The sequence below is a fragment of the Amycolatopsis pigmentata genome (genome assembly GCF_042684065.1).
GTDB classification, from domain to species: domain Bacteria; phylum Actinomycetota; class Actinomycetes; order Mycobacteriales; family Pseudonocardiaceae; genus Amycolatopsis_E; species Amycolatopsis_E pigmentata.
Genome location: NZ_JBHUKR010000002.1, coordinates 117,675 through 143,895, shown reverse-complemented (window position 1 = coordinate 143,895; position 26,221 = coordinate 117,675). Strand labels below are relative to the sequence as shown.

The 26,221-nt window shown below is 65.9% G+C and carries 29 protein-coding genes and 3 pseudogenes; 17 read left to right on the top strand and 15 right to left on the bottom strand.

The genetic code is table 11. From position 1 onward, the window contains the following. Window positions 1-10: 10 nt before the first annotated feature. Window positions 11-727: a GntR family transcriptional regulator gene (locus ACFSXZ_RS01105; protein ID WP_378260224.1), complete on the bottom strand. Its 717-nt coding sequence runs from the start codon at window positions 725-727 to the stop codon at window positions 11-13. Between the two features lie 210 nt (window positions 728-937). Here ACFSXZ_RS01105 and ACFSXZ_RS01100 point away from each other — a divergent pair, with 210 nt between their 5' ends. Both ACFSXZ_RS01100 and ACFSXZ_RS01095 read left to right on the top strand, forming a co-directional pair. Next, complete coding sequence (locus ACFSXZ_RS01100) at window positions 938-1,546, top strand: VOC family protein (protein WP_378260222.1); 609 nt, start codon at window positions 938-940, stop codon at window positions 1,544-1,546. A 369-nt stretch (window positions 1,547-1,915) separates the two neighbouring features. Further along, window positions 1,916-2,071: a hypothetical protein gene (locus ACFSXZ_RS01095; protein ID WP_378260220.1), complete on the top strand. Its 156-nt coding sequence runs from the start codon at window positions 1,916-1,918 to the stop codon at window positions 2,069-2,071. A gap of 175 nt (window positions 2,072-2,246) precedes the next feature. Here the strand turns inward: ACFSXZ_RS01095 and ACFSXZ_RS01090 are convergent, their stop codons facing one another. Beyond that, entirely contained in the window at window positions 2,247-4,601 is a 2,355-nt protein-coding gene (locus ACFSXZ_RS01090) for a LuxR C-terminal-related transcriptional regulator (protein ID WP_378260218.1), read from the bottom strand. Window positions 4,602-4,685: 84 nt separating this feature from the next. Here ACFSXZ_RS01090 and ACFSXZ_RS01085 point away from each other — a divergent pair, with 84 nt between their 5' ends. The 5 genes from ACFSXZ_RS01085 to ACFSXZ_RS01065 all read left to right on the top strand — a co-directional run bounded on the left by ACFSXZ_RS01085 (window position 4,686) and on the right by ACFSXZ_RS01065 (window position 8,760). Beyond that, entirely contained in the window at window positions 4,686-5,039 is a 354-nt protein-coding gene (locus ACFSXZ_RS01085; protein WP_378260361.1) for a transposase family protein, read from the top strand. Window positions 5,040-5,079: 40 nt separating this feature from the next. Then, window positions 5,080-5,802: a PepSY domain-containing protein gene (locus ACFSXZ_RS01080; protein WP_378260216.1), complete on the top strand. Its 723-nt coding sequence runs from the start codon at window positions 5,080-5,082 to the stop codon at window positions 5,800-5,802. Window positions 5,803-5,918: 116 nt separating this feature from the next. Then, complete coding sequence (locus tag ACFSXZ_RS01075; RefSeq protein WP_378260214.1) at window positions 5,919-6,923, top strand: ABC transporter substrate-binding protein; 1,005 nt, start codon at window positions 5,919-5,921, stop codon at window positions 6,921-6,923. A gap of 2 nt (window positions 6,924-6,925) precedes the next feature. Next, on the top strand, window positions 6,926-7,993 hold the full coding sequence (locus tag ACFSXZ_RS01070) for a FecCD family ABC transporter permease (protein ID WP_378260212.1): 1,068 nt from the start codon (window positions 6,926-6,928) through the stop codon (window positions 7,991-7,993). After that, window positions 7,990-8,760: an ABC transporter ATP-binding protein gene (locus tag ACFSXZ_RS01065; RefSeq protein WP_378260210.1), complete on the top strand. Its 771-nt coding sequence runs from the start codon at window positions 7,990-7,992 to the stop codon at window positions 8,758-8,760. The genes ACFSXZ_RS01070 and ACFSXZ_RS01065 overlap by 4 nt, the downstream gene beginning before the upstream one ends. Window positions 8,761-8,853: 93 nt before the next feature. On the opposite strand, the gene ACFSXZ_RS01060 is transcribed toward ACFSXZ_RS01065, so the two are convergent. After that, the gene (locus ACFSXZ_RS01060; RefSeq protein WP_378260208.1) at window positions 8,854-9,453 is read right to left on the bottom strand and encodes a DJ-1/PfpI family protein; all 600 of its coding nucleotides are present in this window, start codon (window positions 9,451-9,453) and stop codon (window positions 8,854-8,856) included. Window positions 9,454-9,565: 112 nt separating this feature from the next. On the opposite strand from ACFSXZ_RS01060, the gene ACFSXZ_RS01055 reads away from it, so the two are divergent. Further along, window positions 9,566-10,531: a GlxA family transcriptional regulator gene (locus ACFSXZ_RS01055; protein WP_378260206.1), complete on the top strand. Its 966-nt coding sequence runs from the start codon at window positions 9,566-9,568 to the stop codon at window positions 10,529-10,531. 185 nt (window positions 10,532-10,716) lie between these two features. On the opposite strand, the gene ACFSXZ_RS01050 is transcribed toward ACFSXZ_RS01055, so the two are convergent. From ACFSXZ_RS01050 to ACFSXZ_RS01040, 3 genes and pseudogenes are all read right to left on the bottom strand, one after another. Further along, window positions 10,717-10,815, bottom strand: coding sequence for a DUF1775 domain-containing protein (locus ACFSXZ_RS01050; RefSeq protein WP_378260359.1), 99 nt, complete (start codon window positions 10,813-10,815; stop codon window positions 10,717-10,719). A gap of 61 nt (window positions 10,816-10,876) precedes the next feature. Then, a pseudogene (locus ACFSXZ_RS01045) lies at window positions 10,877-11,188 on the bottom strand (DUF1775 domain-containing protein); the annotation flags it as partial. A 176-nt stretch (window positions 11,189-11,364) separates the two neighbouring features. Next, entirely contained in the window at window positions 11,365-11,934 is a 570-nt protein-coding gene (locus ACFSXZ_RS01040; protein ID WP_378260204.1) for a sigma-70 family RNA polymerase sigma factor, read from the bottom strand. A 62-nt stretch (window positions 11,935-11,996) separates the two neighbouring features. On the opposite strand from ACFSXZ_RS01040, the gene ACFSXZ_RS01035 reads away from it, so the two are divergent. Together ACFSXZ_RS01035 and ACFSXZ_RS01030 are read left to right on the top strand one after the other, a co-directional pair. Next, complete coding sequence (locus ACFSXZ_RS01035; protein ID WP_378260202.1) at window positions 11,997-12,734, top strand: zf-HC2 domain-containing protein; 738 nt, start codon at window positions 11,997-11,999, stop codon at window positions 12,732-12,734. Window positions 12,735-12,789: 55 nt separating this feature from the next. Next, on the top strand, window positions 12,790-13,371 hold the full coding sequence (locus ACFSXZ_RS01030; RefSeq protein ID WP_378260357.1) for a sigma-70 family RNA polymerase sigma factor: 582 nt from the start codon (window positions 12,790-12,792) through the stop codon (window positions 13,369-13,371). Between the two features lie 30 nt (window positions 13,372-13,401). On the opposite strand, the gene ACFSXZ_RS01025 is transcribed toward ACFSXZ_RS01030, so the two are convergent. Beyond that, the gene (locus tag ACFSXZ_RS01025) at window positions 13,402-13,683 is read right to left on the bottom strand and encodes a metal-sensitive transcriptional regulator (protein WP_378260200.1); all 282 of its coding nucleotides are present in this window, start codon (window positions 13,681-13,683) and stop codon (window positions 13,402-13,404) included. 200 nt (window positions 13,684-13,883) lie between these two features. Here ACFSXZ_RS01025 and ACFSXZ_RS01020 point away from each other — a divergent pair, with 200 nt between their 5' ends. From ACFSXZ_RS01020 to ACFSXZ_RS01010, 3 genes are read left to right on the top strand one after another with little or no spacing between them, the layout of a single operon-like run. Continuing rightward, window positions 13,884-14,108, top strand: coding sequence for a hypothetical protein (locus ACFSXZ_RS01020; protein ID WP_378260198.1), 225 nt, complete (start codon window positions 13,884-13,886; stop codon window positions 14,106-14,108). 55 nt (window positions 14,109-14,163) lie between these two features. Beyond that, window positions 14,164-16,344, top strand: coding sequence for a heavy metal translocating P-type ATPase (locus tag ACFSXZ_RS01015; protein ID WP_378260355.1), 2,181 nt, complete (start codon window positions 14,164-14,166; stop codon window positions 16,342-16,344). Between the two features lie 28 nt (window positions 16,345-16,372). Further along, window positions 16,373-16,576, top strand: coding sequence for a heavy-metal-associated domain-containing protein (locus tag ACFSXZ_RS01010; RefSeq protein ID WP_378260196.1), 204 nt, complete (start codon window positions 16,373-16,375; stop codon window positions 16,574-16,576). Between the two features lie 239 nt (window positions 16,577-16,815). Here the strand turns inward: ACFSXZ_RS01010 and ACFSXZ_RS01005 are convergent, their stop codons facing one another. Continuing rightward, window positions 16,816-17,376 (bottom strand): group II intron maturase-specific domain-containing protein, encoded by a 561-nt coding sequence (locus ACFSXZ_RS01005; RefSeq protein WP_378260194.1) that lies wholly within the window; start codon window positions 17,374-17,376, stop codon window positions 16,816-16,818. A gap of 767 nt (window positions 17,377-18,143) precedes the next feature. On the opposite strand from ACFSXZ_RS01005, the gene ACFSXZ_RS01000 reads away from it, so the two are divergent. The 3 genes from ACFSXZ_RS01000 (at window position 18,144) to ACFSXZ_RS00990 (ending at window position 20,358) form a co-directional block, all read left to right on the top strand. Next, on the top strand, window positions 18,144-18,440 hold the full coding sequence (locus ACFSXZ_RS01000) for a hypothetical protein (protein WP_378260193.1): 297 nt from the start codon (window positions 18,144-18,146) through the stop codon (window positions 18,438-18,440). Window positions 18,441-18,539: 99 nt separating this feature from the next. Next, the gene (locus tag ACFSXZ_RS00995; protein ID WP_378260191.1) at window positions 18,540-19,202 is read left to right on the top strand and encodes a response regulator transcription factor; all 663 of its coding nucleotides are present in this window, start codon (window positions 18,540-18,542) and stop codon (window positions 19,200-19,202) included. Then, window positions 19,174-20,358, top strand: coding sequence for a sensor histidine kinase (locus ACFSXZ_RS00990; RefSeq protein WP_378260189.1), 1,185 nt, complete (start codon window positions 19,174-19,176; stop codon window positions 20,356-20,358). The genes ACFSXZ_RS00995 and ACFSXZ_RS00990 overlap by 29 nt, the downstream gene beginning before the upstream one ends. A gap of 3 nt (window positions 20,359-20,361) precedes the next feature. On the opposite strand, the gene ACFSXZ_RS00985 is transcribed toward ACFSXZ_RS00990, so the two are convergent. The 7 genes and pseudogenes from ACFSXZ_RS00985 to ACFSXZ_RS00955 form a co-directional block, all read right to left on the bottom strand. Further along, on the bottom strand, window positions 20,362-20,484 hold the full coding sequence (locus tag ACFSXZ_RS00985) for a hypothetical protein (protein WP_378260187.1): 123 nt from the start codon (window positions 20,482-20,484) through the stop codon (window positions 20,362-20,364). 597 nt (window positions 20,485-21,081) lie between these two features. Next, window positions 21,082-22,110: an NAD-dependent epimerase/dehydratase family protein gene (locus ACFSXZ_RS00980; RefSeq protein ID WP_378260185.1), complete on the bottom strand. Its 1,029-nt coding sequence runs from the start codon at window positions 22,108-22,110 to the stop codon at window positions 21,082-21,084. A gap of 580 nt (window positions 22,111-22,690) precedes the next feature. Then, window positions 22,691-23,983 (bottom strand): amidohydrolase family protein, encoded by a 1,293-nt coding sequence (locus ACFSXZ_RS00975; protein WP_378260183.1) that lies wholly within the window; start codon window positions 23,981-23,983, stop codon window positions 22,691-22,693. A gap of 508 nt (window positions 23,984-24,491) precedes the next feature. Further along, window positions 24,492-24,629, bottom strand: coding sequence for a hypothetical protein (locus tag ACFSXZ_RS00970; RefSeq protein WP_378260377.1), 138 nt, complete (start codon window positions 24,627-24,629; stop codon window positions 24,492-24,494). 44 nt (window positions 24,630-24,673) lie between these two features. After that, window positions 24,674-24,766 (bottom strand): annotated as a pseudogene (locus tag ACFSXZ_RS00965) (succinyl-CoA--3-ketoacid-CoA transferase); the annotation flags it as partial. A 176-nt stretch (window positions 24,767-24,942) separates the two neighbouring features. Next, window positions 24,943-25,179 (bottom strand): CoA-transferase, encoded by a 237-nt coding sequence (locus ACFSXZ_RS00960; protein ID WP_378260353.1) that lies wholly within the window; start codon window positions 25,177-25,179, stop codon window positions 24,943-24,945. Window positions 25,180-25,304: 125 nt separating this feature from the next. Then, window positions 25,305-25,607: pseudogene (locus ACFSXZ_RS00955) on the bottom strand (IS481 family transposase); the annotation flags it as partial. 163 nt (window positions 25,608-25,770) lie between these two features. Between ACFSXZ_RS00955 and ACFSXZ_RS00950 the strand changes: the two are divergent. Next, window positions 25,771-26,169, top strand: a complete 399-nt coding sequence (locus ACFSXZ_RS00950) for a fumarylacetoacetate hydrolase family protein (protein ID WP_378260181.1) — start codon at window positions 25,771-25,773, stop codon at window positions 26,167-26,169. Window positions 26,170-26,221 lie beyond the last annotated feature (52 nt).

Here is a 26,221-nt window from a genome sequence, read left to right as displayed (position 1 = left end):
GCTGTGCGGGTCAGGCCGTGGCTTCCACCTCGTCCGAAGCCGCTACGCCTATGCGGCTCATCGCGGCCAGGATGGTCTGCAGGTTGCCCTCCAGGTGCGCGAGCACGGCGGCGCGTACCTTCTCGGGGTCCCGTGAACGAGCGGCGCCGACGAGTTCGTCGTGCGCCTGGCTCCGGCGGGCGGCGAACGCCTCTGGCTCCTCAACCGGGTCGAAAACCAGCCGGGCATAGCGCTCCGAGGCGTCCCAAAGGGGAGCCAGGATCCTGCGATCCCACGCGCTGGCGGCGGGCTCGAGCAAAGCGGCATGGAAGGCACGGTGCGGTTCCCAGAACGCTTCGCCGAACACCTGGTCAAACGTGGTGCGAACCATTTCGGCGAGGCTGTCGAGTTCGGCGTCGGTCCGGGCCGGGGCCGCCAGCGCGGCAAGCTCGGGTTCCAGCATCATCCTCGCTCGGTAGATCGACCGGAGGTCGGCCGGTTCGAGCGGGGTCACGATCGCGCTGCGGGACGGGCTCAGCATCACCAGGCCTTGGGCCTCGAGTTGACGCAGCGCCTCGCGGACCGGGACATGACTGACCCCGAGCTGTTCGGTAAGCGCAGGCACCGTGAAGGGTTGCCCAGGAGGCAGGGCGCCACTGAGGATCGAGCGCCGGATCTCATGGAGGACCAGGTCGACCGCGGAAGCCTTCCTGGAAGCGACCGACCGTACCCCTTGTTGCCTGTCCACTGCAGCACTCCGTTCAGTGTCATGTATCTCCAGCAGCACAGCCTACCGTCAATTTGACATCTTATAAACTAGAATGTAACTTCTTTCGGTGCGCGACGTGATCGCTGGTCTTCACGTCGCGCTGTGGCTCACGCCGGCTGCTCTCGGTCCGGCCGAACAGGCAGGACTCGCCGCCCACTGCCCTCGTTGCCGCCGCTCATGGAGGTAGTCATGTCCCGCGATCACCGCGACACTCCGATCATCGCACCGAAGCTGCACCACACGACCTTCCTCACGCTGAAGCTCGATGAGATGGTCGAGTGGTATCGAACCGTGGCGGGCCTGGTCCCCGTCCACTATGCCGAGTCCGCCGCGTGGCTGACCAACGACGAGGCCAACCACCGCATCGCGCTGATCGCCCACCCGTCCATCAGCCGCCCGGTGAACAAGCCGACCAGCGCCGGCTTGCACCACACCGCTTTCGAGTACGCGACCTTCGACATGTGGCTGGACAACTACGTCCGGCTGCGCGACCGCGGGATCACCCCGTTCATGTGCCTCGACCACGGCATCACCATGTCGATGTACTACGCCGACCCGGAGGGCAACGGCGTCGAGATCCAGTTCGACACCTTCGGGGACTGGGCGGTATCCAAGGAGTGGATGTGGGCGGCCCGCGAATTCGCCGAAAACCCGATCGGAGAGTGGTTCGATCCGGACAAGCTCGCCGATGCCCGCGCGCAGGGCTTGTCACAGCATGAGATCCACGAGGGCGCCCGAGCCGGCAAGTACCGCCCGGAGCACCCGCCGGCGGACGTGCTCCTGCCCGAAGTCTACTGATCAGTCCACCGCATTGGGGAATAGAGCATTGCCATCACCGGCCCGGCGCACCAGACCTAGTACTCCCGTCGGTGCGCCCATTGATCAGCCGCACCCATCGTGCCGCGGTGGTTGCGTGTCGATATGATTATTCTGTGCGGACAGCGGGCCTCACTGTCCACTCCGCGTTGGCTCTGACGCTCGATCTGGCGAACTCAGGCGAGTGAGCTTCCCGTCGAGTGTGGCGGGGACGGCGCGGGCTCCACGAGCGACGGAGGCAGCGCTGCTAGGGAGCGTTTCTGGTGCAAGTGGCCCGGTTGCGGGCGGAGGTCCTCGGGCCCAGGGCCTCACGTTGACCGGGCTCGATACCGCGAGCGCGACGTACTGGAGTTGGGCGCGGAGGGATACCAGACCGAGGAGATCGCAAGGCAGCTCGCGTATTCCGAGGGACTGGTGCGGAACGTGTTGTACGGCCTGATGGATCGGCTCGGTTCGAATCCGCGTTCCCACGCGGTCGCGCACGCCATGCGCGCCGGAATGATCTGACCGGGCGGTACCCGGGGGCGGCGATGTCCACCCGAAAGGTCACCCTTTGCCGGGTTTGGTCCCGGTGGGCCGTGGGTACCAAGGTCTGGAAGAATTTCTGCGCGGACGCTGACAAGTACGCTGGGGCACCTCGGTCTCGCCGGACGAGCCCACTCCGGCCATCGCCGGTTCCGCCTTATTTCGTGGTCTTGTCGTCTTGGGGCACGCGATGCCGGATCATCCAGGAGGCGATCTGGGACCGCGAGGTGAAGCCCAGTTTCTTCAGGATGTTCTCCACGTGGCTTTCCGCCGTGCGTGGTGCGATGACCAGTGTCTGGGCGATCCCCTTGTTGGACATGCCGTCGGCGATCAGTCCGGCGATTTCGTTCTCGCGACGGGTGAGCAGGTGCGTGGGATCGGCGGATCGGCTCGGTGCCCGCGTGGGAGTTTCCTGCAGGGCGAAGGTGAGGACGTCATCGGGTGCGAGTCGCATGCCGCTGCGGAATGCGCTGTCGAATGCATCGTCCCCCAGCGCCTGGCGAAGCTCCGCCTCGCAGTGATCGTGCCAGTGTCGCATCGGTTGGCGCCATCGCGGCCCCCCGATCATCTGCCAGACGCCCTCCGCCGCGCCGAGCAGTCGTGCCCCCCGATCGTCGTGCCCCTCCGCCTGCGCGATCCAGGCGAGCACTTCGAGGCATTGCCCGATGCCCAGATCGTCGTTGAAGACCTTTTTCAGGCGGAGACTGTCTTTGATCAGCCGGGCGGCGCGCCGGGAATCGCCGAGACGGAGCGCGCAGATGCCCGCAGTCGACAGCGCGACCGATTCGGACCATCGCGCCTGGTGTTTCCTCGCCAGCGCCAGGGATTCCTCGGCGACGGCCTCCACCGGGGTGTCATCGCCGAGGGCGTTGGCGAGGGCGAGATGGTGCAAGGCGTACCACTCGCCGTTCAGATCACCGGCGGCGCGGTAACGCGTCAGTGCCTGTCCCACCAACGACTTTCCGAGTTCGTAATCGCGGTGGGCCAGCGCGGCGAAACCGGACAACTGCAAAACCCCGGTCGAGGCCGCGTCGTCGTGGATACTTTCGGCGAGAACGCGGCACTCCTCCAGAAGGCGTGAGGCGGACTCCCAACGCCCCTCGGACTGGGCGAACCAGGCGTTGACCCACAGTGCTTTGGCGCGGGCTTGGCTGGGGCCGGGGCAGGCGGCGGCCAGTGCCCGTTCGACCCAGTACCGGCCCTCGGGGACGCCGGACTGGAGGGAGTTCCACATGAATCGGTGACACCAGAAGGAACCGGCAATTTCGAGAGCCCGGCATGCTTCACCCGGTTCCGACAAGGCGAATTCCATTGCCGCGCGGAGGTTGGGCACCTCGAGCCACAGCCGCCGGCTCCACTCCGCCTGGTCCGGCCCCACCCAGTTCGCCTCCGCGTCGGCCACCTGGCGCCCGTAACAGTCACGATGCCGACGACGTGCTGTCTTCTCTTCACCGGATTCGGCCAGCAGCTCTCGGCCGTAACCGCGGATCGATTCGAGCAGCCGGTACCGGACGTGCGGGCCCTGGTCCTCGCAGAGCAGGACCGACTTGTCGACCAGCCCGCCCAGCAGGGTGACCAGGTCGTCGCGGGCTGTGCCGGGGCCGGCACAGACCTCCTCGGCGGCTTCCAGGTCGAAGCCGCCGGAAAACACCGACGACCAGGCCCACAATCGCCGTTCTTCCGGCGAACACAGCTGGTAACTCCAGTCGATGGCCGCCCGGAGCGTCTGCCTGCGCGGCGGCACGGTGGGGTCCGCCGTGGTCAGGAGGCGGAAGCTGTCATCGAGACGCTCCGTCACCTGTTCGACGGAGAGTATGCGAAGCCGTACCGCGGCGAGTTCGATCGCCAGCGGAAGGCCGTCCAGCCGCCGGCACAACGCGATCACGCTGTCCCTGTTCTCCGGGGTCACCGCGAACCTGGGCGCGACCAACCTGGCACGTTCGGTGAGCAGGGCGACCGCCGGTTCCACGACGTCCAGATCGGCTGTCGCGACCTCGGGCACGGGCAGTGGAAGGACCGTCATCAACTGCTCACCGGCCACGCCCAGGGGCTCCCGGCTGGTGGCCAGGATCCGCACACCGGGTGCCGTGCTCAGTACTCCGTGTGCGAGGGCCGCGCAGGGCTCGAGGAGATGCTCGCAGTTGTCCAGGATCAGGAGCATTTCCTTGTCCACAAGGGACTCGGCCAGTATCTCCACGGGTGCCTTGCCGTCCTGGGAGAACGCGGGACCGTGATGGCCGAGCGCTGCGGCCACCGTGCTGGGCAGGAACAGGCCGTCGTTCAAAGTGGTGAGATCGACGAACCACGCACCGTCGGGAAAGGACCGCTGCACGTTCTTGGCCACCCGAAGGGCCAAGCGCGTCTTGCCCACCCCGCCGACGCCGGTCAGGGTCAGCAGCCGGGTGGTGGACAGCAGATGCCGTGCCTCGGACAACTCGTCCCGGCGGCCCACGAAACTGGTGAGGACGGCCGGAAGGTTGCCCGCCAGCTGGTGTGACGTCCGGCGGGCCATGCGACCCACGCTAAGCGCACACGAGCCAGGCGGCAACATCCAAGCCCTCACCACCCCAACGGATTCCCGCTATGGGTCTCCGACATCCAGCCCGGCTCGGCACACGACCTCGCCTGCGCCCGCGATCACGTCCTCGGCGCCTTGTACTGGGCCGCCTCACAACTGAATCTGCCCACGCTCGCCGACAGCGGCTACGACGGCACCGGCATCGGCGTGCACACCCCGATCAAACAACCCCCAGGCTACAAACTCGCCACCGGTAATCGCACCTACAACGCCCTGATCCGCGGCCTGCGCGCCCTCGGAGAACGCGGATTCGCCCTCCTCACCGGACGCTGGCGCACCCTGCAACACATCACCGCCAGCCCCCGCAAAATCGGCAACATTGCCAAAGCCGCACTCGTCCCCACCCATTTCGAGCACGGTCACCTCACCTGAAAGTCAGTGAGATCACCCCAATGCTTTGTGGAGTTTTGTCATGACTACGACCGTTCCCGATACATCGCCCCCGGGCGACGACCCCGACGCCCTGTCCGCCCGGCCTGACGCCGGCACCCGCAAGTCGCCGCCGCCCGGCTCCCTGGTGTGGATGCTGGCCCGCCGCGTGCATTTCCTGGCCGGGCTGGCCGTCGCACCCTTCACCGTCGTCCTGTGTCTGACCGGACTGGTTTACGCGTTCACCCCGCAGATCGACAACCTGCTGTATTCCCACGAGCTCTTCGTCGACCGTGCCGATCGAGCCGCCCATTCCCTACCCTGCACCTGGGCGATATCGGGAGCCTCACGCAAGGACAGCATCGCCGTCGACCCCTACACCCAGCAGGTGACCGCACGGCTGGGCTGGCAGGGCTACCCGCTGCTGGCCAAACTCACCACACTCGGGATCCAGGCGCACAGCGGAACCCTGCTCGGGCTTGCCAACCAGATCGCCATGGCCCTGCTTGCTCTCGGCACGCTGGTCCTGATCGCGCTGGGTTACCGGATGTGGTGGACCCGACGGCCCGCCGGTGGCGGGGGCTGGCGGCCGCACCCAAACCGGCCAGCACCAGCATCGCGATCTCCGTGGCGCCGTCGAAGTCCAGCGCGGGGGGAGCCATGTTGGTCGGGTGTGGGGGTCCGGCCGGGCGTCAAGCCGCGGACGTCGTCCAGGACGGCCTGGAACGTCGGGCTCGAACCGAGAAGTTGTCACTGGTGTGAGTGAGTTCCGGAGAAGTGGCCAAGACCTCAATCACTGCACTTTCGAAGACGGTGGGAACCAGATTGCCCGTCCGTGCGACCACTGTTTCTGACAGGTCGTTTGAATCCGAGGAGTACCCGGTGAGAGCATTACGTTGGACGGTTGTGGCCGCTGCTGTCCTTTTCGGACTGTCGGCCTGCGGTAGCGCCGACCCGGCCTCGCGGGCCGCGGCGCCGTTGTCGCTTCCGCCCAGCACGATGAGCGTGGGCGGGCATCCGCAGGCTCCGGCGTGCCCCGAGCCTCCGCAACTGTCGGCGCCACCACAGCGGGTCGTCACGATGGACGGCGGCGCCGCGGCGATCCTGGAGCGCCTAGGGGTCGCTGACCGGATCGTCGGCACTGCCGCGCCGGACTTCTTCAAGGCTTTCACCGGGGAGGAGGCGGCGAAGCTGGCGAAGATCCCGGTTCTGGACCCGGGCCAGGGCAACGCTGAGGCGGTGATCGCCGCCAAGCCGGATCTCGTGGTGGGCATTTCGAGCTACAGTTTCGGCGGCTTCGACGGCACCCCGACGGTCGACCAGTTGGCCAAGGCGGGCGCCAAGTCCCTTGTCGCGTGCGACACCGCCAACGGCGCGGTGAAGGACCTGTCCGCGACGACCACTTTCATCCAGCAGACGGCGAAGGTCTTCGGCGTCGAACAGCATGGCGCCGAACTGGTCGCCCAGATCACCGCGTCGATCGACAAGGCGAAGCGCGCGGCGGCGACCCCAGTGCGGGTGCTCGCTCTGTCGACGCCACCCGCTCCCGGGCAGCCGGTGATGGCCCAGGGTGGCACCGGTCTGGCCAACGGCGCGATCACCCTGGCCGGCGGCCGGAACATCGCCGAGAACGCCATGCAGGACTTCGCCAGCCTGAGCGCCGAAGAGGTCGTGCAGCGCGACCCGCAGGCGATCGTCGTGATCTCCGGGTTCTCGCCAGGCAGCGACGACGAACTGCTGAACTCAATCCGCAGCAGCCCCGTGCTGGCCGGCACGACCGCGGTCCGCGACGGCCGATTCGCCGTGGTGCCGCAGAGTATTCTGCTTTCGCCGAGCGTGCTCAACGGCGACGCTGTCGCGAAGATCGCCGAAGCGCTCCACAAGTGATAGTGGCGCGAGGGTCCCGGCTTCGCGGCAGTGGCCTGCTCGGTGGGGTCCCGCTCGCCGTAGTGCTGGTTGTGTTGGCCGCAGCGCTCGTCGTGTCCGCGCTGGTCGCCGTTGGTCTCGGGCCGGTGTCCATCTCACCCGGCGAGGTGACGTCCATCGTGGGTGCTCACCTTGTCGGGCGCGGCGCGCCGGGACCGTTCGACTTCATCGTGTGGAATTTGCGCGTGCCGCGCGTCCTGCAGGGCGTTTTCGTCGGCGCCGGGCTGGCCGTGGCCGGGCTGCTGACCCAGGCGATGGTCCGCAACCCGCTGGGTGAGCCCTTCATCCTTGGGCTCACCTCCGGCGCCGGGGTTGGGGCGGTGTTCGTGCTGACCACCCTCGGCGTCGGTGTCGCCGGGCTGCTCACGCTGCCGCTGGCCGCGTTCGGCGGCGCGGTGGTCACCGCGCTGGTGGTGTTCGGCGTTTCGCGCACCGCCGGCCGGATCCAGCCCGGCCGGATGGTGATGACCGGTATCGCCGTTGCCCAGTTGCTGGCCGGCGTCATCTCGTTCCTGTTGCTGCGTACCAAGGACGTCGACGCGCAGCAGCAGATCCTGTTCTGGATCCTGGGCAGCCTCGCCGGCGCCCAGTGGCCGCTCGCGCTGACCTGCGCGGCCGTGGTGCTGGTGCTGATGGTACTGGCGGCGGCCGGGGCGGGACGGCTGAACCTGCTCGTGCTGGGCGATGACGGCGCGGCCGCACTCGGCCTCGACGCCGCTCGCGCTCGCGCGGTGCTGCTGGTCATGGTCGCGCTGCTGACCGGGACCGTCGTCGCGGTGTCGGGCAGTATCGGGTTCATCGGGCTGATCGTGCCCAACCTGACCCGCCTGCTCGTCGGCGCCGACCATCGCCGTGCCCTGCCAGTCACGGCGTTGCTGGGCGCGCTCATGATCGTCTGGTCCGACACCGCCGCACGGCTGGTGCTGGCCCCGACCGAGCTGCCGATCGGCATCCTCACCGCTGCGGTGGGCGTGCCGTTGTTCCTGGTCGTCCTGCGCCGCAGCGCGTCGGGAACGGTGGGCTTGTCGTGAAACTGGTCTTCGACGGCATCACCGCGGGCTACACGGACGTGCCGGCCGTCCGCGATGTCACCTTGACGATCGCGAAGGGCGAGTTTGTCGCGGTGGTCGGCCCGAACGGCAGTGGCAAGTCCACTTTGCTCAAGACCGTCTACCGGGCGCTGCGGCCCCGCGCGGGGGCCGTGCTGCTCGGAGACGAGGACGCATGGACGGCCCGGCACCGCGATGTCGCGCGCCGGGTCGGGGTGCTCGGCCAGGACCAGTCCGGGGGCTACGACTTCACTGCGCGCGAGGCGATCCGGCTCGGCCGGTACCCGCACCTTGGCGCGTTCGACCGGCTCACCGCGGGCGACGAGGCGGTCGTGGCGGAGGCACTGGAGCGCACCGGCGCGACCGCCTTTGCGGACCGGCCACTGTCCACATTGTCCGGTGGGGAACGGCAGCGCGTGCTGCTGGCCAGGGCACTGGCCCAGCAACCGGAGCTGCTGGTGCTGGACGAGCCGACGAATCACCTCGACCCGGCGCACCAAATCTCCGCACTGAGCCTGGTGGCGTCGCTGGGGGTCACCGTCGTGGCGGCACTGCACACCCTGGACCTCGCGGCCCAGCACGCCACGACGATCGTCGCTCTGAAGGCGGGCACGGTCGCCGCCGCGGGGCCGCCCGGCGAAGTGCTCACCCCGGCGGTCTTCCGGGACGTGTTCGCGGTGGACGGCAGCGTCGTCTCCGATCCGGTTGACGGGCGACCCCGGGTGCTGCTGCGGCAGATGCGGGACTGAGTCAGGCGCCGGCCAGCGGTTCTCGCGCGGCAGTGCCGCGGAACCAACGCCCGAGCGTCGAAATCGAAGGGCTGGCGGTGGGCTCGGGGCGTATCACCAGCCCCACTCCAACATGGCGATGACCTTGTCGTGCACTGGTGTGCCGGTCAGTTGGTCGACCAAGTGCAGGGCTAGATCGATGCCGGCCGAGATGCCTGCCGAGGTCCAGATCTTTTCCGAACTCTGGACGAAGCGCTGGTCGCGGATGATGGTCGTGGACGGAGTCAGTGACTGGAGTTCCTCGAATGCCCAGTGATGTGTTGTCGCGGGTCGGTTCTCGAGAAGTCCGGCGGCTGCGAGGACCAGAGCGCCGGTGCATACGGACACGACGAGTTCGGCGTTTTCGGCGGCCGAGCGAACCCAATCGATGACCTCGGTGTCCTTGACGAGGGGGCCCGTACCCGGTCCGCCCGGGACGATAAGGATGTCGGGTGGGGTGCACTCCGTGATGGTGGTCGGGGGCAGTACCGCAAAGTCGCCTCGGCCGACGATGGGTCCCGGCTTTACGCCGATGGCGTGGACGGAGAACGTCGGCTTGCCGCTGATCGTGTTGGCGACATTGAACACGTCGTAGGGGCCGGCGTAGTCCAGGATCTCCATCGAGTCGAAGGCAAGAATTCCCACGCTCCGCGCGGACTGGTCGTGGCTGGTCATGGCTTTCCCTTCGGGACTTGCGCGTGAGGTGTTGGTTCGGTCGGTTCAAGTCTCGGGCACCGCTTCATCGGTCGCGAGTGGCACTGATGCCATTCTGTGAAAGGATTTGGCCATGTCCCTGCACCGTGTCGTCGTACTGCTGGTCGGACCCGTTGTCGCCTACGACGCGGTGATCCCGAGCCAGGTGCTGGGCCTGGCCTCGGGCACCGACGGCAGGCCGCTGTACGACGTACGCCTGGCCAGCGTTGGCGGGCAGGCGGTGTCGACTGTCCACGGCTATGACCTTGGCTCGCACGGCGATCAACGGTTGATCGACGACGCGGATCTGGTGATCGTGCCGGGGACACACCATCCAGGGATACGTCGCGAAGGACACCTCCCAGACGATCTCCGTTCAGCGCTCGCACGCCGGCTTCCCGCTGCCCGGCTGGCGTCCATCTGTACCGGGGCATTCGTGCTTGCAGCGGCGGGGATCCTCGATGGTCGCGCTGCCACGACCCACTGGAACTTCGCGGGCGACTTCCGGCGGCTCTTCCCAAAGGTCGCGCTCGACCCAAGGGTTCTTTACGTCGACGACGGCGATGTTTGCACGTCAGCGGGGCTCAGCGCCGGGATTGATCTGTGTCTCCACCTGATCCGGAGTGAGCACGGCGCCCAGGTCGCGAACCACGTGGCCCGGCACCTGGTCGTGCCACCCTGGCGGGACGGTGGTCAGGCTCAATTCATCGACATCCCACTGCCCGAGAAAAGTGGACAATCGACGAGCGATGTCCGCGCGTGGGCCTCGACTCATCTCGCTGAACGCATCACCCTTCAGAACCTCGCGGGTCGCGCACGCATGAGCGTGCGGACCTTCAATCGACGATTTCGAGCCGAGACCGGGATGACTCCTGGTGCCTGGCTCACCCAGCAGCGAACCCGCGCCGCGCAGCGCATGCTCGAAACCACCGACCTGTCCATCGAGGAGGTCGCCGTACGTGCCGGCTTTGGAACGGCAGCATCCTTGCGGACTCACCTCCGGCGGTCGGCAGGGGTCTCGCCGGCCACCTACCGGGGGACCTTCCGCACGGCCAATTGAGTGCGACATGCGGATGACGAGCAGTAAACGCCGGTATGGCAGGAATCCTGGCGCCGCCAGGTTGTGGGTGAAGGGGACGTGGTCGGCGTTGGCGAAGAACGCGTCGCGCGGCGGCATCCGCATTTCCGCCAGTTCCGTCGAACTGGCGGTTTGACCGCGGCGCGGTCCGAGGAGGAATTCTTTCGCTACCGCATGCACTGCGGGGATTGGTCCCAGTGCACGACGTCACCGTTGTCGTAGGTCTGGACGGCAGGCATGACCAGTCTGCCGGTATTGGTGGGCAGGCCCTCGGCGGCGATGGTGAATTCCTGGAATTCGCCGGGATTGATCCTGGTGCCGGGCTGTCCAGGTGGTCGACTGGACGTCGGTGTTGACGGTGAAGGTGCCCATGGCCACAGGCTGGGGGAGTTTGGTGGTGGTGACTGGTCCGGTCCAGCCGGTCACCGGCTTGATGTCGGCAGTGGAAACCAGCGTCGTCAGGGGGAAATCGACCTCAAACTTGACGGTGCCGGCGGATTTCTGCTCGTTGGGGACCCGAAAGATGATTTCTGCGGCGCCGCCTTGGGTGGGCTGGTCGGGGCTGTGCGCAGTCACGTGCGCCGAGGCGAGCCGGACCAGGCAGCACACACCGGCGGTGACCGCGCAGCGGGCGGCCATCCGCGGGAACGATCGAGGGATCCGCATTGTGGCACCTCCACGATTTCTCGGGGGCCTTGAAGGCTTAGTTGGAAGTGTCGGCCCGCGCCGCACTCTGGTTCCTGGCGTGTCCCTCGGACGGGTGGGGTCCGGCCCCGTGTTTCACCTCGTTTTGAGGTGCGGGTGGTAGTTGAGCGTCACGGGGTCACATGGCGGGGTCGGCCGCAGTCGGTGCTGGAGTCGAGGAGGTCGTCGCGGGCGCGGGCGACTCGGGAGCGGATGGTACCGACGGGGCATCGGCAGATTTCGGCGGCTTCGTGGTAGGTCAAGCCGAGGATCTGTGTCAGGACAAGGGCTTCACGGCGCTCCGGCTCCAGCGCGTCCAACAGCAGTGTGAGTTCGACGATGTCTTCGAATCCGACCTGGTCGCCGTGGCGGGCGTCTGCGATGGGGTCCCATTCCGGGTGGCGTGTCAGGCGGAATCTGGTGGAGGAACAACGGATGTGGTCGACGACGACCCGGCGGGCGATGGACAGCAGCCAGGTGCGGGAGGAGGACCGTCCGGCGAACCGCGGCAGGCTGGACAACGCGCGCAGGTAGGTCTCCTGCGTGAGGCCGTCGGCGCGGTGGACGTCAGTCAGGTGCGCGACGAGGTGCCACACGTCGGCCTGGGTGGCGCGCACCCAGTCGGCCAATGCGCGGCGGTCACCTCGGCCGGCGGCGAGGGCCAGTGCCGTGATCCGTGTGTCCTCATCGTGCGCGCGCATGGTGGGAAGGCTAGGGCACCGGCGCCGGGAACTTTTCGGGCTGCGATCCGACTACTGTGACCGTGAGTTGTGAAATGTTCCGCGAGGCGTTGTCCGCCCGCCTTGACGGCGAGCCGGAATTGGTGTCCCCGGACGTGGTCGACCGGCATTTGGAGACGTGTTCGGCGTGCCGGTCGTGGCAGGCGCGGGCGCACGTCCTGCGGCGGACACTGGTTGTCCGGGCGGCACCGGTCGTGCCGGATCTCTCCGAGACGATCCTGGCGCGCATTCCGGCGCCGAGTACCGGGCGGTGGCCGGCCAGGATCGCTTTGGGCATCGTGGCCTTCGCCCAGTTGACGCTGGCCCTGGGGCAGTTGCTGGGGGTCGCCTCCGGCATGGCCGGGATGAGTGAGGGCGGGTTCATGCCGCAGCATTTGGGGCACGAGAGCAGCGCGTGGAACCTGGCCGTCGGTGTCGGCCTGCTGTGCGCGGCGCTGCTGCCCCGAATGGCCTCGGGCCAGCTTCCGGTGATGGCGGGCTTCGTGCTGGTGTTGACCGTGGTGTCGGCAACGGACCTGGCCGCCGGAACGGTGACGGGCGCTCGTCTGGCGACCCATGTGTTCGCGGTGCTCGGCGCGGCGCTGTTGTTCGTCGTTCAGCGGCAGTATCGCCGCGACCATCCCCCTCAGCCAGTGGCCGACGATGCTCCCGACGCTGACTGGTCTGTGGCGGCCGGCTCCGCAGGAGGAGGCGAATTCTCCCGTGGCGGGAAACGGTCGCGCCTCCGGCGCCGTCCGGCAAGCAGGCACCGTGCGGCCTGATGCCACCGGCGACCGCGCCGATGAACTAGCGGTGAGACGGCGCTTGACGGGGAGCGTGAGTGTGGACCGGCCGAGCGGACGGGACATCACGGACTGGGCGCTGGCGGCCGGCCGGGGTGACCCGGTGGCGCTGGAGCGGTTTGTCCGGGCCACCCAGCCGATGGTGTGGCGTCTCGTCGCGCACCTGTCGGATCCGGGGTCGGCCGATGATCTGGCCCAGGAGACCTTTCTGCGTGCGTTGGGGGCGCTGCACCGGTTCCGGGCCGAGTCCTCGGCGGTGACGTGGCTGCTCTCGATCGCACGCAGGGTGGCGGCCGACCAGATCCGCTCGGCCCGGGCACGGCCCCGGCACGCCGAGGTGACCGACTGGCAACGCGGAGTCGAGCAAGCCCAACCCATTACCGGGCCGGGATTCGACGAAGGCGTCGCCCTCTCCGCGCTGCTGGCCTCGCTGGACGCCCAACGCCGAGAAGCCTTCGTGCTCACCCAGACACTCGGCCTGTCCTACGACGAGGCGGCACAGGTATGCCGATGTCCGGTGGGCACGATCCGCTCACGGGTGTTTCGCGCCCGGAAGGACCTGCTCGCGCTGCTGCATGACGCTGAGGATCCACCCCGCCGTCGTGCCGCGAACTGAACGGAGTCGCGAGCACCTTTGCACCCGTTGTCAGGATTTGAGGAGACGGGCGATCGCCTCGGATGCTTCGCGGACCTTGCGCCGTGCGTCCGGGCCACCCGCGTTCGCGGCATCGGTGACGCAGGTGGACAGATGCTCATCGAGCAGTGCCAGGGCAAAGGATTGCGATGCCTTGGTGGCGGACGAGCCCTGCGTGAGGACGTCGATGCTGTACGCGTCGGCTTCAATCATCCGTTGCAGGCCACGGATCTGGCCCTCGATGCGGCGAAGCCGGGTGAGGTGAGCGTCGGTGTGGGTCTGGTCACTCGCCATACCGCCCGTGCCTCGCCATCGTTTTTCCTCGTGCGGGCCTATTGTATGCAGTTTCGCCGACCGGATACTCCTCTCTTGTGGACCGGTTTTCGCTGGTGGACTGGAAGTTGGTGGGAAGTATTTGAGATCCCTATACGGGTAAGGGGTATTATCTTGGGCATGGTGGAGATCGTGGACAGCGGGGCCGGATCGTGATGGCGGTGGTTACTGGCGCGCTCTCGCTGGTTCTGGTCGCGGGCTGTGGCTGGGTTCTGGGTGCGGGTGGTGTGGGGGATCTGGTGGCGCGGTTGAACCCGGCCACGAAGCTCACCGTGTTCGGTGTCGTGCTGATACTCGTGGCGGCGACGGGATGGACGATCGGCTCCTTGGCGGGACCGATCGGTGACCGGCCGGTTGCGCCCGCGCACGGCGGGCACGGGGGGTGAGGCGGCGGTGACCACGACGGGCGAGCTCCCCGAGATCGAGCTGACGATCGGTGGGATGACCTGCGCCGCCTGCGCGATGCGGGTCGAGCGGAAGCTGAACAAACTGGACGGCGTGACCGCGACGGTCAACTATGCCACCGAGAAAGCAAAAGTCCGGTACCCGTCCACGATCGATCCCCGGCTGCTGGTGGACCAGGTCATGGCGGCGGGATATACCGCGCGCGTTCCAAAGCTGGAAAAGTCCCAGCATGCAACAGAATACGCAGCGTCCGATGAGGACGGTACACTGTCGACTGTTCAGGCCAGGCTGATCGGCGCCGCGGTGTTGTCCACGCCGGTGATCGCGATGGCGATGGTGCCGGCGCTGCAGTTCCGGAACTGGCAATGGCTTTCCCTCATGCTCACCGCGCCGGTGGTGTTATGGGCGGCGTGGCCGTTCCATCGGGCGGCGGTGGTGAACCTGCGCCACTGCGCGGCGAGCATGGACACGCTGATCTCGATCGGCACGCTGGCCGCGTTCGGATGGTCGGTGTACGCGTTGTTCTTCGGTCACGCCGGAATGCCGGGCACGCGGCACACCTTCTCGCTGACCATCCAACCCGCAACCGACAGTCTGTATCTGGAAGTTGCCGCCGGAGTCACCACGTTCATCCTGACCGGCCGGTTCTTCGAGGCACGCGCCAAACGCCGGGCGGGGGCGGCGCTGCGCGCGCTGCTCGCTCTCGGCGCGAAGGACGTGACAGTACTGCGAGGCGGGGAAGAACGCGACATCCCGATCGAGCACCTGCTCGTGGACGAGGTGTTCGTGGTGCGGCCAGGGGAAAAGATCGCCACTGACGGCGTGGTCGAGGAGGGCAACTCCGCCGTGGACGCGAGCCTGGTTACCGGCGAGTCCGTCCCGATCGAGATCGGACCCGGGAGCAGGGTGGCCGGGGCGACGGTCAACGCGGGCGGCAGGCTCATGGTCCGCGCGACAGCGGTCGGCGCCGACACCCAACTCTCGCAGATCGCCCGGCTCGTCGAAGACGCGCAGGCCGGCAAGGCCCAGGTCCAGCGGCTGGCTGACCGTGTGGCAATGGTGTTCGTGCCTGCGGTGATCGCGCTGTCGGTCGGCACCCTCTCCTTTTGGCTCGGGGCGGGTGGCTCCGCGACACAGGCATTCAGCGCCGCGGTGGCGGTGCTGATCATCGCCTGCCCCTGCGCACTCGGTTTGGCCACGCCGACCGCGTTGCTGGTCGGCACCGGGCGCGGCGCCCAGATGGGCATCCTGATCAAGGGGCCCGAGGTGCTGGAGTCGACCCGGCGGGTGGACACCGTCGTGCTGGACAAGACCGGAACCGTCACCACCGGCCGAATGTCCCTTGTGGACATTCACGTTGCCGAAGGGGTCGAGACGGCCGACGTGCTGCGTCTCGCGGGAGCGGTCGAGAACGCCTCCGAACATCCGATCGCTCAGGCGATCGCCCGCGCCGCACGCGACAAAGTCGGGACGCTACCGAGCGCCCGGGACTTCGCGAACCTGGAAGGCCATGGCGTGCAAGGAAACGTCGACAACCGCACCGTCATCGTCGGCCGGGTCAAGCTGGTCAAGCGTCGGAACGTGCCCCCAGGGCTGAGCAACGCCAAAGCGCGTGCCGAAAAACGTGGCCACACTGCGGTTGTGGTCAGCTGGGACGGACGCGCCCGCGCCGTCCTCGAGGTCGCGGACACCGTCAAACCCACCTCGGCCGAGGCCGTGGCGCGGCTGCGGCGGCTCGGCCTGACACCAGTGCTGCTGACCGGGGACAACGACGTCGTGGCGCGCGCGGTGGCCCAGGAAGTCGGGATCGACCAGGTCATCGCCGGCGTACGACCCGAGGGCAAGGTCGCCACCATCCGGCGCCTGCAAGACGAAGGCAAGGTCGTGGCGATGGTCGGCGACGGCGTCAACGACGCCGCCGCGCTCGCCCAAGCCGACCTCGGCCTCGCGATGGGCACCGGCACCGACGCCGCGATCGAAGCCGCCGACCTCACCCTCATCCGCGGCGACCTGACCACCACAGCCGACGCGATCCGCCTGTCCCGCCGCACCCTGACCACGATCAAAGCCAACCTGTGCTGGGCCTTCGGTTACAACATCGCCGCACTACCACTGGCCGCGGCCGGCCTGCTCAACCCCATGATCGCCGGCGCCGCCATGGCATGCAGTTCGGTGTTCGTGGTCTCCAACAGCCTCCGGCTCCGCCGGTTCCAGTAAACCCCCAACCGAAAGGCGACCCGACACCATGAAATCCACCTACACCGTCAACGGAATGAGCTGCGGCCACTGCGCCTCATCCCTCACCGAAGAAGTCAGCAAACTCGACGGCGTTCGTACCGTCGACGTCGACGTCGAAAACAAGCGAGTCACCATCACCAGCGAAACTCCACTTCCCTTCGAACTCATCACAAACGCCGTCACCGAAGCCGGATACGAACTCGTCAACTGACCACACCCGAAAATGCGGCTCGCTCGCAAAACCGTCTTTGTGATCTGGGACAACAAGCCATCCGGCCCGGCCAAGGGCACGCCCTCCGAGGCACGATGCCCCAGCCTGTCGGATCACCACCCGGCCGCTGAGTAGGCCCGGGGCGCGGTGACCGGATTGCTCCGGCTCCGTTTCCCCGGACCTCTCGCCGAACCCGCCGTGCGTCTCTCGACGCAACGGGCTCTCCACGGTCTCTGCCGTCAGGCTGGTTGCAGGGTCGTCCATCGGTTCGGGATCCTGTTGCCGCGCCAGCGGTAACGGCTGACCGTCACACTGCTGAGGTCGAACAACTCGGTCCCGTTCGCCGTGCTGATCGGCCGCCACCGCCCAGTGGGGGTGGTGAGCCGACGGCGGATGTCCTTCCAGCCCCAATGATGCCGGGTTTGCAGCATCGTGGTCACCCGTCTCCAGACGAACCTTTCGAGCACGGAGAACCGGTGCTTGGCCACGGCATGCTTGAAGTAGTTGGACCAACCGCGCAGAATCTGGTTGAGCCGCGTGATCACATACTCCGGATTCTGTTGCGATCCCCGATGGGTCAGTGCCCGGATCTTCGTCTTCAGTGACAGGATCGGCCGGTCACCGATGAAGGTGTAGACGAACCATCTGCCCGAGCCGCGCTTGCGACGCCATTGGATATGGAATCCCAAGAAATCGACCCCGTCCGACAGGTGCCGCACCCGGGTTTTCTCCGGTGACAGCCGCAGATCATCCAGAAACCCCGGAACCCCGACCTGTTCCTCGACATCGGCGACGGTCATATCGTCGACACCAGGAGTACGGGCTCCGCGGTTGCCCGCGACCCGGTCGAACGCCACCAGCAGCTGTCGGTGCGTCTATCCCCAAGCGGCGCAGCCGGACTTGCCGCACCGCCGGGGAGCTTGACCGGGTGGTTCCCGTGTTCACTGTGTTTCGCTCGACGAAGGAGGGAGCCCAACTGTGTCCCTGCGGCATCGCCACGAGTACGCCGTAGTCTTTCCTCCCAGCCCGCTCTTGTAAACCGGCCAAGGAGTTCCCCACCCGCCCGAAGGCCGTGGGTGCGCACCGCGCCCTGCCCAATATCCACCAGATTTGAGCAGGTGTCAGATCAAGGGACGTAACAACGCTGGTTCCTCGCGTACTCCTCTTCATCCCACTCGCCGGACCCGCACCATCTGGCAGTACTGGCCACGTCCCGGCTTCGTCAGGGCTGCTCCCACCCTCCCCGGCTCCACCCGGATCAGGCTGCCCTCAGCTCCACCGGCCGCTACGACAGGCCGGAGACGGGGGTCTCTCACCTCCATTCGAAACACAACGCCTCACGGCGCAAACAAGATCGCCGACAGTCCCGCGCCAGCAGCCGCGTAGGGAGAGGATCGAAGTCGGTGGCGACGGTTTGAGAGCGGCCCCTCCTTGGCGGGAATTGATCGGAGCAGTACCCGATCCGGACGGCCGGCCCGCGGTCTCTTTAAGATCCCGCAACAGTGCAGCGCCTTGACTGATGCAGCCGACGCCGAGGGACGGCGCGGTAGAAAGGTCCGTCCACGTCATGAAGATCAAGAAAGTTCTCGCCGGAGCCATGCTCGTTCTCGGTCTCGCCGGTGGCGAGGTGGCCGTCGCGGCCTCGGTGGCCAGCGCGGACACCTTCACCCACACTTCCCCAGCGGGTTCGACCACGGCCACGGACACCCCGGAGAACGGCCAGATCGGCCAGCCGGGAGACAAGCCCCCTGCCGGGGTGGGCGTCACGAAGGGTGAGGGAGGCGTGTTGATCGGCCAGCCGGGAGACAAGCCCCCTGCCGGGGTGGGCGTCACGAAGGGTGAGGCTGCGACGCCGGCGAAGTAGTACCGGCGCTGGCAGGCTGGGCGTCCGCTGCCCAGCCTGCCGCCGCCTCGCCGCGGTGCAATGGGAGCGTAGGGTAAAAAATGTCGAAGGGAAATCTGCGTGAGGGTCCTGCTGGCGGAGGATGAGCAGATCCTCGCCCGTACCATCCGCAACGGATTGCACCGCGCAGGTCTGACGGTCGACGTGGTTCATGACGGCACGGCCGCGATTGACCGCCTGCAGTCCGAGGAGTACGAAGCGGTGGTTCTTGATCGCGACCTGCCGCTGCTGTCCGGCGATGAGGTGTGCAAGTACATCATCGCCCACCACCGCTCGGTAGGTGTGCTGATGCTGACCGCGTCGGCGGCGCTTGTCGACCGAGTTGCAGGTTTACAGATAGGAGCCGACGACTATCTCGTGAAACCTTTCGAGTTTCCCGAACTCGTTGCACGGCTGCGTGCGCTGCAGCGCCGGTCGGGTCATCGAGCACCGCCTGAACTCCGTTTCGGGCAGCTTCGGCTCGATCCCTTCACGCATCAGGCGTTCCGCGGTGAAACATTGTTGTCACTGAGCCCCAAAGAGTTCCGCATCCTCGAGCAGTTGCTACGCGCAGATGGTGGCGTACTCAGCGCTGAGACTCTTCTGCAGCGCGCGTGGGATGAACACGCCGACCCCTTCACGAACTCACCCCGGGTGGTCATCTCCACGTTGCGCAAGAAGCTCGGCAAGCCGTGGCCGATCGAGACCGTTCCCGGTGTCGGGTATCGCGTTGTCCGCACCTGATGAGGGCAGGACCGCGCGATTCGGCCGCCGCGGGTCCATCAGCGCTCACATCATCGGAAGCCTGATCGCTGTCATCGCCGCATTGGCATTGGTGATGGCGGCGACCATCACACTGTTGATGGCCTACGTCCCGAACGATATCGTTGGCGCGGTACCCGGGGTCTCGCCCGACCCTACCGGCAGTGCGGTTCCGCCGCCGGCGGGCGTGTCAGGGCCAATGCTGCTGCCTCGGCGAGAGGGCGAACGTCTGCTGGTCTTCTCGGCAATTGCGTTGGCCGTCGTGATCATTGGGGGAGCGGTTGTCGTGCGCTGGATAGTGCGACGCTCACTCGCGCCCTTGAGTTCGATGACCGACGCGGTACACCAGGCCGCGCAAACAAATCTACGGGCTCGGGTACCCGTCGGCCGTGTTCGGAACGAAGTCACCGACCTGGCCGTGAGCTTCAACATCATGCTGGCGAGGCTGGACGACGCTTTTGAGGCACAACGCCGTTTCGCGGCGAACGCCTCCCACGAACTTCAGACGCCGCTGGCCGTCACACAGGCGGTTCTCGATTATGCGCTGGCCGACGCCCCGGAGGGATTGACGCGTGACATTCTGCAGGATTTGCGCAGCCTGAACAGTCGCAGCGTGCAAACCGTACGCACACTGCTGGATCTGGCGGAAACCCAAGGAGGCGAGGGCCTTCTCGAGGATATCGACCTGACTCTCATCGTCCGCCAGGAAACCGAGAGTCATCAGGCAGCAGCCCTGAAACACGACGTGACGATGTGTGCCGACCTCGATCCCGCCGTTATCGAGGGAAATGCGACCTTGGTCCGGCTCATGGTCCGCAACCTGCTCGACAACGCAATACGTCATAACCGTCGCGGTGGCCGGGTAGAGTTGGGCCTCCGTGCGGAAGGGCACGAATACGTTCTTCTTGTCGCCAACACCGGCGCACCCATGAGCGCCGACGAGGTCGCCAAGGTCGTCGAACCATTCCATCGCGGCGCCGGGCGTCTACAGCGCAGAGGTAGCGGCCTCGGCGCTGCGCTGATGGCCGCCGTCATCGCCCGGCACGGCTGGCAGCTTCGTCTAGACCCCGGAGCAGAAGGCGGTCTGATCGCCGAGGTTCGAATCCCCAAACGCTACAGAGACATCCCCGGAGCTTGAATGTCAAGCAGCAACCTTCTCGACACGGTGCGACCAGGCGGTCGCTTCGTCGTAGAGGGTGCGGGTTTTGAGGCAGCCGTGCAGGCTGCCCACCAGCCGCTTGGCGAACTCCTTCTGTTCGTCCATTGTGGAATGGCAGGGTGAGGGCGGCGTTGATGGCGTGGCGGTCGAATTCGAGCCCGCGGGTGTAGGCGTGCCGGTGGGATAGATCCCCGGCCCGGGCCTGGTCGATCCAGCGGGTGAGACGGTTATGGTTGCCGGTGGCCGGAGTGAGCAAGGCCGCGAAGTCGCCGACGAGGGTGGCCAGCACGGTCATCTCGGGGTCCACGGCCAAGGCGTCAGCGGTGGCTCAAGAGCTATGGGTGGCTGCCTGGCGTGTTAGACAAGGTCGCGGCCCTTCCAGCCGTCGAGCAGCCCCCCGCGCGATCGTCACCCATCTACGGCTGGAGTATTAATGGACAGCCGCAGCCGCCTCATGATCTTCGTGCTTCACACCTTGATCATCTTGAGGCGGCTGCCTACATGATCAACAGGGTCCAGACAGTGCCCCTGACCAGCCAAGATCATCTAAGTGCTGCTGCCGTACTAGCGACATTGCCGACCCGGCGACGCTCTGCGCCTGTTCGGATCCTTGATTGACCAGCCCCTCGGGCAGCTTCTCGAGTCAGCTGGTCGTTCGCACGGCGCTGATTGTTTCCTCAATGGAGGCTTGTCGGTCGGCGTTTACAGCTTCCGGTTAGCTTCGTAAGCCATTCGATATTGGTCGATATTTGCTGTGAATGGCTGCATTTGCTCCGCCCAACCGGTCAGCTCACGGAGCTTCGTAGAATCCACCCACTGCGAGGTGTTCGCGAGAAGGTGCGCATCGAAGCCCGTGATCTCCGTAGCCGGTTTCTCGAACTGGACCTCGAGGCCGTAGGAGTCCGCCAGCGCGCGAGCTACCTGTGCGGCAGTCTCGTACTCGGCGTTAGCGACGTTGAACGCTTGACCACTAATATCGGAGGTCATCGCGACGGTTGCCAGCGCGACATAGGCGGCGGCGCAGTCGTCCACATGCACCGAGTGCAGCATGCTCTCCTCATCTGCCTTGAACACCAGTTTGTCCGAACTCTTCTCGGCGTGCGCGAAGAAGAGCCCGTAAAGGCCGCTGGAGCGGCCGTAGACCAGCGCCGGCCGAACAACCACGGCATCAAATGTTGGCGACTTCTTGGCCAGCAGCGACTGGGCGAAGTTGGACCGTGGCGCGGCGAACGGATGAGGATTGATCGGCGAGGACTCCGAATGCGGTGCCGTCACCGGCTCGCCATGCGGCATGTCACCGTAGTCCTTCGAGCCGCTCGTGAAGATCACTAGGGTCTTCGTCCCGTCATCCAAACTCTTCGCCGTCAGGTAGTCCAGCGTCTGACGGACCTGTCGCAGATGCTCGACGGGCTGTCCGAGATCCTCCGTGTTGGAGACGATGACGTCAAAGGACGCAGCGCCCAGGTTCTGGACAGATTCCGGCTTACCCGGGTCCCCCAGTAAAGGAATGATCTCCGCCTGGGCAAGGGCCGGAGCCTGAGACTCCTTTCGAATGAGGGCGTACGTCGTCCATCCCGCTCGGTGGAATGCCCTTGCCACTGCACCGCCGATGAGACCGCTGGCGCCGGTCACCAGGACCCGTTTAGCATTCATAAAACTCTCCCTTCGAGAATTACGTATTTTGCTTTCGCCGCAATGATCCACCGTCAGAGCACGTTTATGATCGGACATGAACTGCTCGATGAGCAGATACTCCGCCGACTCCTCGAAGAAGGCGGCCCGGCGGGCTCCGACGACAACCGCTGGCGCGAATCGCCGCGTCGATTGAAACGATAATGCGTCGAGGTATTGTTATTTAAAGACGTTCAGGCGCGCAGCTCCTACGCGTCGGCCTTCGAGTCAACTGGCCTTAGAGCGTGTCTCACGGACTGTGACCATAACGTCAGCTAGAAGGCGTGTACGCCTGTCGATCTTCCACGAAGATACAAGTTCACCAGTGATGAAGTCAATGACTTTTCGTGAATATTTCGCTGGCTCACGCGACCGCACCCGACGCCGTGTCCGAAGTGCCCCCTCAAGTGTGAGGCGGCGTTCACGACCGAGCTGGGAGAGGAGGGCTAGTGATGTGCACCCGGTTCTCCCGACTTGTTCATCGACGGGCAGACATCGCGGTCCGCGCGTCGCCGCTGGTCGAGAGGCCGGTAGTGCCACATTGCTGGCCGGTACGCCGATTCATCCCAATCGAGGGCCGCGCAGGTGTTCGAGTCGGCCGTTGATGGCCTCGGCGGGTCGGTTGCGCACTATGACTGTGCTAACCCGAGCCTCCGACATGGTCGTAGCTCGTACGCAGCCGCCGTGAGTCCATCTTGTACGGCAGGCCGCCCTGCATGATCAGAGTGAGCCGCTCCGGGTCCTGAAGTATGGCCACGTTCTCGGTCGGTTCTCCGTCCACGAGAAGCATGTCCGCGAGGTAGCCCTCTCGGACGAGTCCCAACTCATGCTGCATGTTCATCGCAAAGCCGCCGTACTCAGTCGCGCAGCGCAGCGCCTCCGCTGGTGTCATCCCAAACCATTCGACAAACAGTTCGAGGTCGCGGGCGTTCTCACCAATAGGGGCTACATTGAACCCGTAGTCGCCACCTGGAACCAGTCGGATGCCCGCCTGGTGCATTTTGGGAACAACATTGCGAAGGCTTTCTATCGTTTCCTGCGTCTCCATTCCCTCTGTGGGGGGGTAGGTTTCGTCGTGGAGAAGTCCATACAGAATTCCGGGTGAAGGCGCAACGAATACCTGATCTTTCGCCTTGGCCAGCGCCTCGATCGCGGCGTCGTCAGCGAAAGATACGTGGTAGATGGCCCGAAATCCGTGCCGAAGGGCCATCTGAATGCCTTCAGACGAGTGTGCGTGTGCGGTCAGCCAAAGTCCACGTTCCTGTGCCGCTTTCGCTGCTGACGCTACCTCTTCTTCGGAGTAGATGAGGTCTCGCGAAGTATTCTCAGCAGATTTGTTCCACGGCCCCAGTCCGCTTTCGCCTGTCAAGGGCATTTTGACGATGTCCACACCAATATCAGCCATGTCGTGCACCCACCTATACAGGTGGTCGGCAACCGATGCTCGGTCTGTGTGCAAAGCGTGCGTCGGGTCCATGATGGATAACGTGGTCGATTCCCAAGATGCCACGCGAAGACGGGGACCGTGCATCCACCCCTCTTCGACGCCTTTCCGCAGAGCGACTACCGCGGCTGGGTTGCGGTCACCACCTAGGTAAGCACTCGTGAATCCATGCTGGAGCATGGTTTCACCCGCGTGAGCAATAAGCAGCACCTTTTCCTCGTGCGGCTCTTTGCCGCTGGCGTTATGGGTCACCGTACTTCCGCTGCCAAAGTGCGCGTGCCCATCCACCATGCCGGGCATCAGTGTCTGCCCTGAACCATCGATGACATCTACGTTTGGGTAGTCCTTCGACTCGATATGGTCCGCTACCCGGACGATGCGGTCGCCATCCACCAGGACGTCGGCTCGCCTGCAGGCGCTACCGCTTCCATCGAAAACGTTTGCACCGACGATGAGCCAGCCGTTCGAGCCGGCAGCCGAAGCGGACAACTATGAACCTCCTTGGGTGTGGAATCTCGAATAGGAGCCTCGACCAGGTGGGGCGTGTCGCGACGTCGACCTGCACATTGCCCCCCAGCGACTCCACCTGATGTCTCAGCGCTCTGGTTCTCGCAAGGTAGAAGTGAGCTTGAGGCCACCGATCACGTCGCGTTACTCCGCCGGTACACCGACGTACCAATTCCTGCACACGATGCTAGCGTTCATCATACATGAAGTCAATCTCATATAGTGAACTCTACACCTGCTTCTGGCGCGGCGACACCTGTGCGGCCACTGCCATTGACACTCGACGTACCGGACGACCTGCACACCGGGCGGCGGCCAAGCACTTACCCCGCTGGCGGGCCATGGCCCGCCGCCGCTGCACCATCGAGTGGACCGAGGTCCAGAAACCTGTCCAGATCCACTATCTTCGAGGTTCAGCTGCGGGCGATGTGGCGATCGGTCTGCGACCCGCCTGCGTGCGACCGCCGCCGCGGCGCCGCAGGCCGACTCATCACTCGGGCTCGACGTGCATCTCGTGCAGATCGGGTGCCTCGTTCAGCGTCGGCTCGGTGGCAGCGCGGACGTCGGGGATCGCGCAGTTGGCGAGGTCACCGTTGACGCCCGACCTGCATCGCGCCGAGCACGGCACATCGATATGGCCCGCAGGATCATCGCGAAACTCATCGCCGAGTCGAAGAAGGCTGCACTGGCCACGACCGACACGGTCTCTTTGCCCGCATTGATCAGATCCGGATCTACCGCGTCGTCATAGGGATAGGGGACCACGCCGAGGATGCGGTCCTAGGCCTGCAGTGCGACCCGCACGTCGGCGCGGACGTAGTTCGGGATCAGTGTGGGCAAACCGATGCCCAGATTGACGTACTGCCTGTCGACCAGTTCGGCCTGCGACACGAGCGGCCAGTTGCGAACGGGTCAAGGTCATCGCTGCACCTGCGTCCGCGTTATCGGTGGCCGTCGTGCCCTGCGGTTTGCCATGGCCGGGTGGTCGTCTTCTCGATCTGTTTGCCGCTCGCCGACCTCACGACCCGTTGCCCCAACGCCCCTGGGGTGTCGATATGTTCTAGGTCCAGCCCGCCCGGTTCGACCAACGGCTCAACCTCGGCGATGGTGATCCGACCGGCGATCGCGCACAGCGGACTTGAGTTGCGCACCGACGCGTCGTAGGACAGGTTGGGCAGCCGCGATCGGCCGCGCTGACTTCTGGGGTCTCGCCGCCAACGGACGGGCCGGCACCGAGAACGTCATCGAAATCTTGCTCGCCCGAGTCGACTCCACCCGTGCGCTTGTGCTGGCTGGTTTAGGGCGCGGCGGCGAACGCGCGGGAGCGGTAGCAGGAGCCGTTGTCGGTGAGCAGGCGCTCGAGGGTGATGCCGCAGCTGGCGAACCAGGCCCGCGCGCGGCGCCTGAACGCGGCCGCGGTCTCGCCGATCTCGTCCGGTAGCAGCTCGGAGTAGGCCAGGCGAGAGTGGTCGTCGATCGCGGAGTGCAGATAGGGATAGCCGATGATCGGGTTGCGGTACTTGTTGCGCGGTCCGGGATGGGCGTTGGAGTTCCGCCCGCCGACAGCGCGCAGGCGTCGAGCGGCCGATCCGACGGGCCAAGCTCCGTGAAGATCAACGAGATGCGAGCCAGTGCTCTGGACGAGCTCCTCGATCTGGGAGCGGACGGTCCTCGTCCTGAAGTTGAGGCCGGCGCGTTCCCTATAGTGCATTGCATTCACTCACAAAGAATGGCAGCATCAGTCACGCACACCGAAGAGGAGCCCACTTATGTCCGTCCACCGAGTCGTCAGTGTCGAGCGGGAGGTCACGAACCTGCCGCTAGCTCGAGCGTTCTTCCGGGAGTTTGGACTCGCGGAAGGCGAGCCCGGACGATTTTCAACGCAGCTGGGTCAGGAACTGCTGGTCCCGACAGCCGCGGACGGACGTTCCCCGAGTCACGACCATCAACCCTCGCGCGGACGAGCTGTTGCCGGGAGACATTATTTCACAGGAACTCCCTCCGGAATTGGTGCCAGTCAGACACCGCCGCGGTTCCTGCAACCCGGCGATCACGTCGCGGACAGTATCGAAGGCATTGGGTCGCTTGACCGGCGAATCGTCGGTCCGATTTGTGACGGGCCGCGCCCGGCCCGTCAAACCATTGCCACGGCCTCGATGCAGATGTAGAACGTCCCGCCTTGCCCGACATTCGGGCGCGGGTTTGCGTTCGCGAAAATAC

Bases quoted from the DNA above. Each gene is read 5' to 3' on its own strand.
- ACFSXZ_RS00980 (WP_378260185.1), bottom strand. From the start codon at position 22,110: ATGTCCGATCATAAACGTGCTCTGACGGTGGATCATTGCGGCGAAAGC.
- ACFSXZ_RS01080 (WP_378260216.1), top strand. From the start codon at position 5,080: ATGACTACGACCGTTCCCGATACATCGCCCCCGGGCGACGACCCCGAC.
- ACFSXZ_RS01015 (WP_378260355.1), top strand. From the start codon at position 14,164: ATGACCTGCGCCGCCTGCGCGATGCGGGTCGAGCGGAAGCTGAACAAA.
- ACFSXZ_RS01090 (WP_378260218.1), bottom strand. From the start codon at position 4,601: ATGGCCCGCCGGACGTCACACCAGCTGGCGGGCAACCTTCCGGCCGTC.
- ACFSXZ_RS01040 (WP_378260204.1), bottom strand. From the start codon at position 11,934: ATGCGCGCGCACGATGAGGACACACGGATCACGGCACTGGCCCTCGCC.
- ACFSXZ_RS01100 (WP_378260222.1), top strand. From the start codon at position 938: ATGTCCCGCGATCACCGCGACACTCCGATCATCGCACCGAAGCTGCAC.
- ACFSXZ_RS00985 (WP_378260187.1), bottom strand. From the start codon at position 20,484: ATGGACGAACAGAAGGAGTTCGCCAAGCGGCTGGTGGGCAGCCTGCAC.
- ACFSXZ_RS01005 (WP_378260194.1), bottom strand. From the start codon at position 17,376: ATGACCGTCGCCGATGTCGAGGAACAGGTCGGGGTTCCGGGGTTTCTG.
- ACFSXZ_RS01010 (WP_378260196.1), top strand. From the start codon at position 16,373: ATGAAATCCACCTACACCGTCAACGGAATGAGCTGCGGCCACTGCGCC.
- ACFSXZ_RS01055 (WP_378260206.1), top strand. From the start codon at position 9,566: ATGTCCCTGCACCGTGTCGTCGTACTGCTGGTCGGACCCGTTGTCGCC.
- ACFSXZ_RS01000 (WP_378260193.1), top strand. From the start codon at position 18,144: ATGAAGATCAAGAAAGTTCTCGCCGGAGCCATGCTCGTTCTCGGTCTC.
- ACFSXZ_RS01060 (WP_378260208.1), bottom strand. From the start codon at position 9,453: ATGACCAGCCACGACCAGTCCGCGCGGAGCGTGGGAATTCTTGCCTTC.
- ACFSXZ_RS00950 (WP_378260181.1), top strand. From the start codon at position 25,771: ATGTCCGTCCACCGAGTCGTCAGTGTCGAGCGGGAGGTCACGAACCTG.
- ACFSXZ_RS01025 (WP_378260200.1), bottom strand. From the start codon at position 13,683: ATGGCGAGTGACCAGACCCACACCGACGCTCACCTCACCCGGCTTCGC.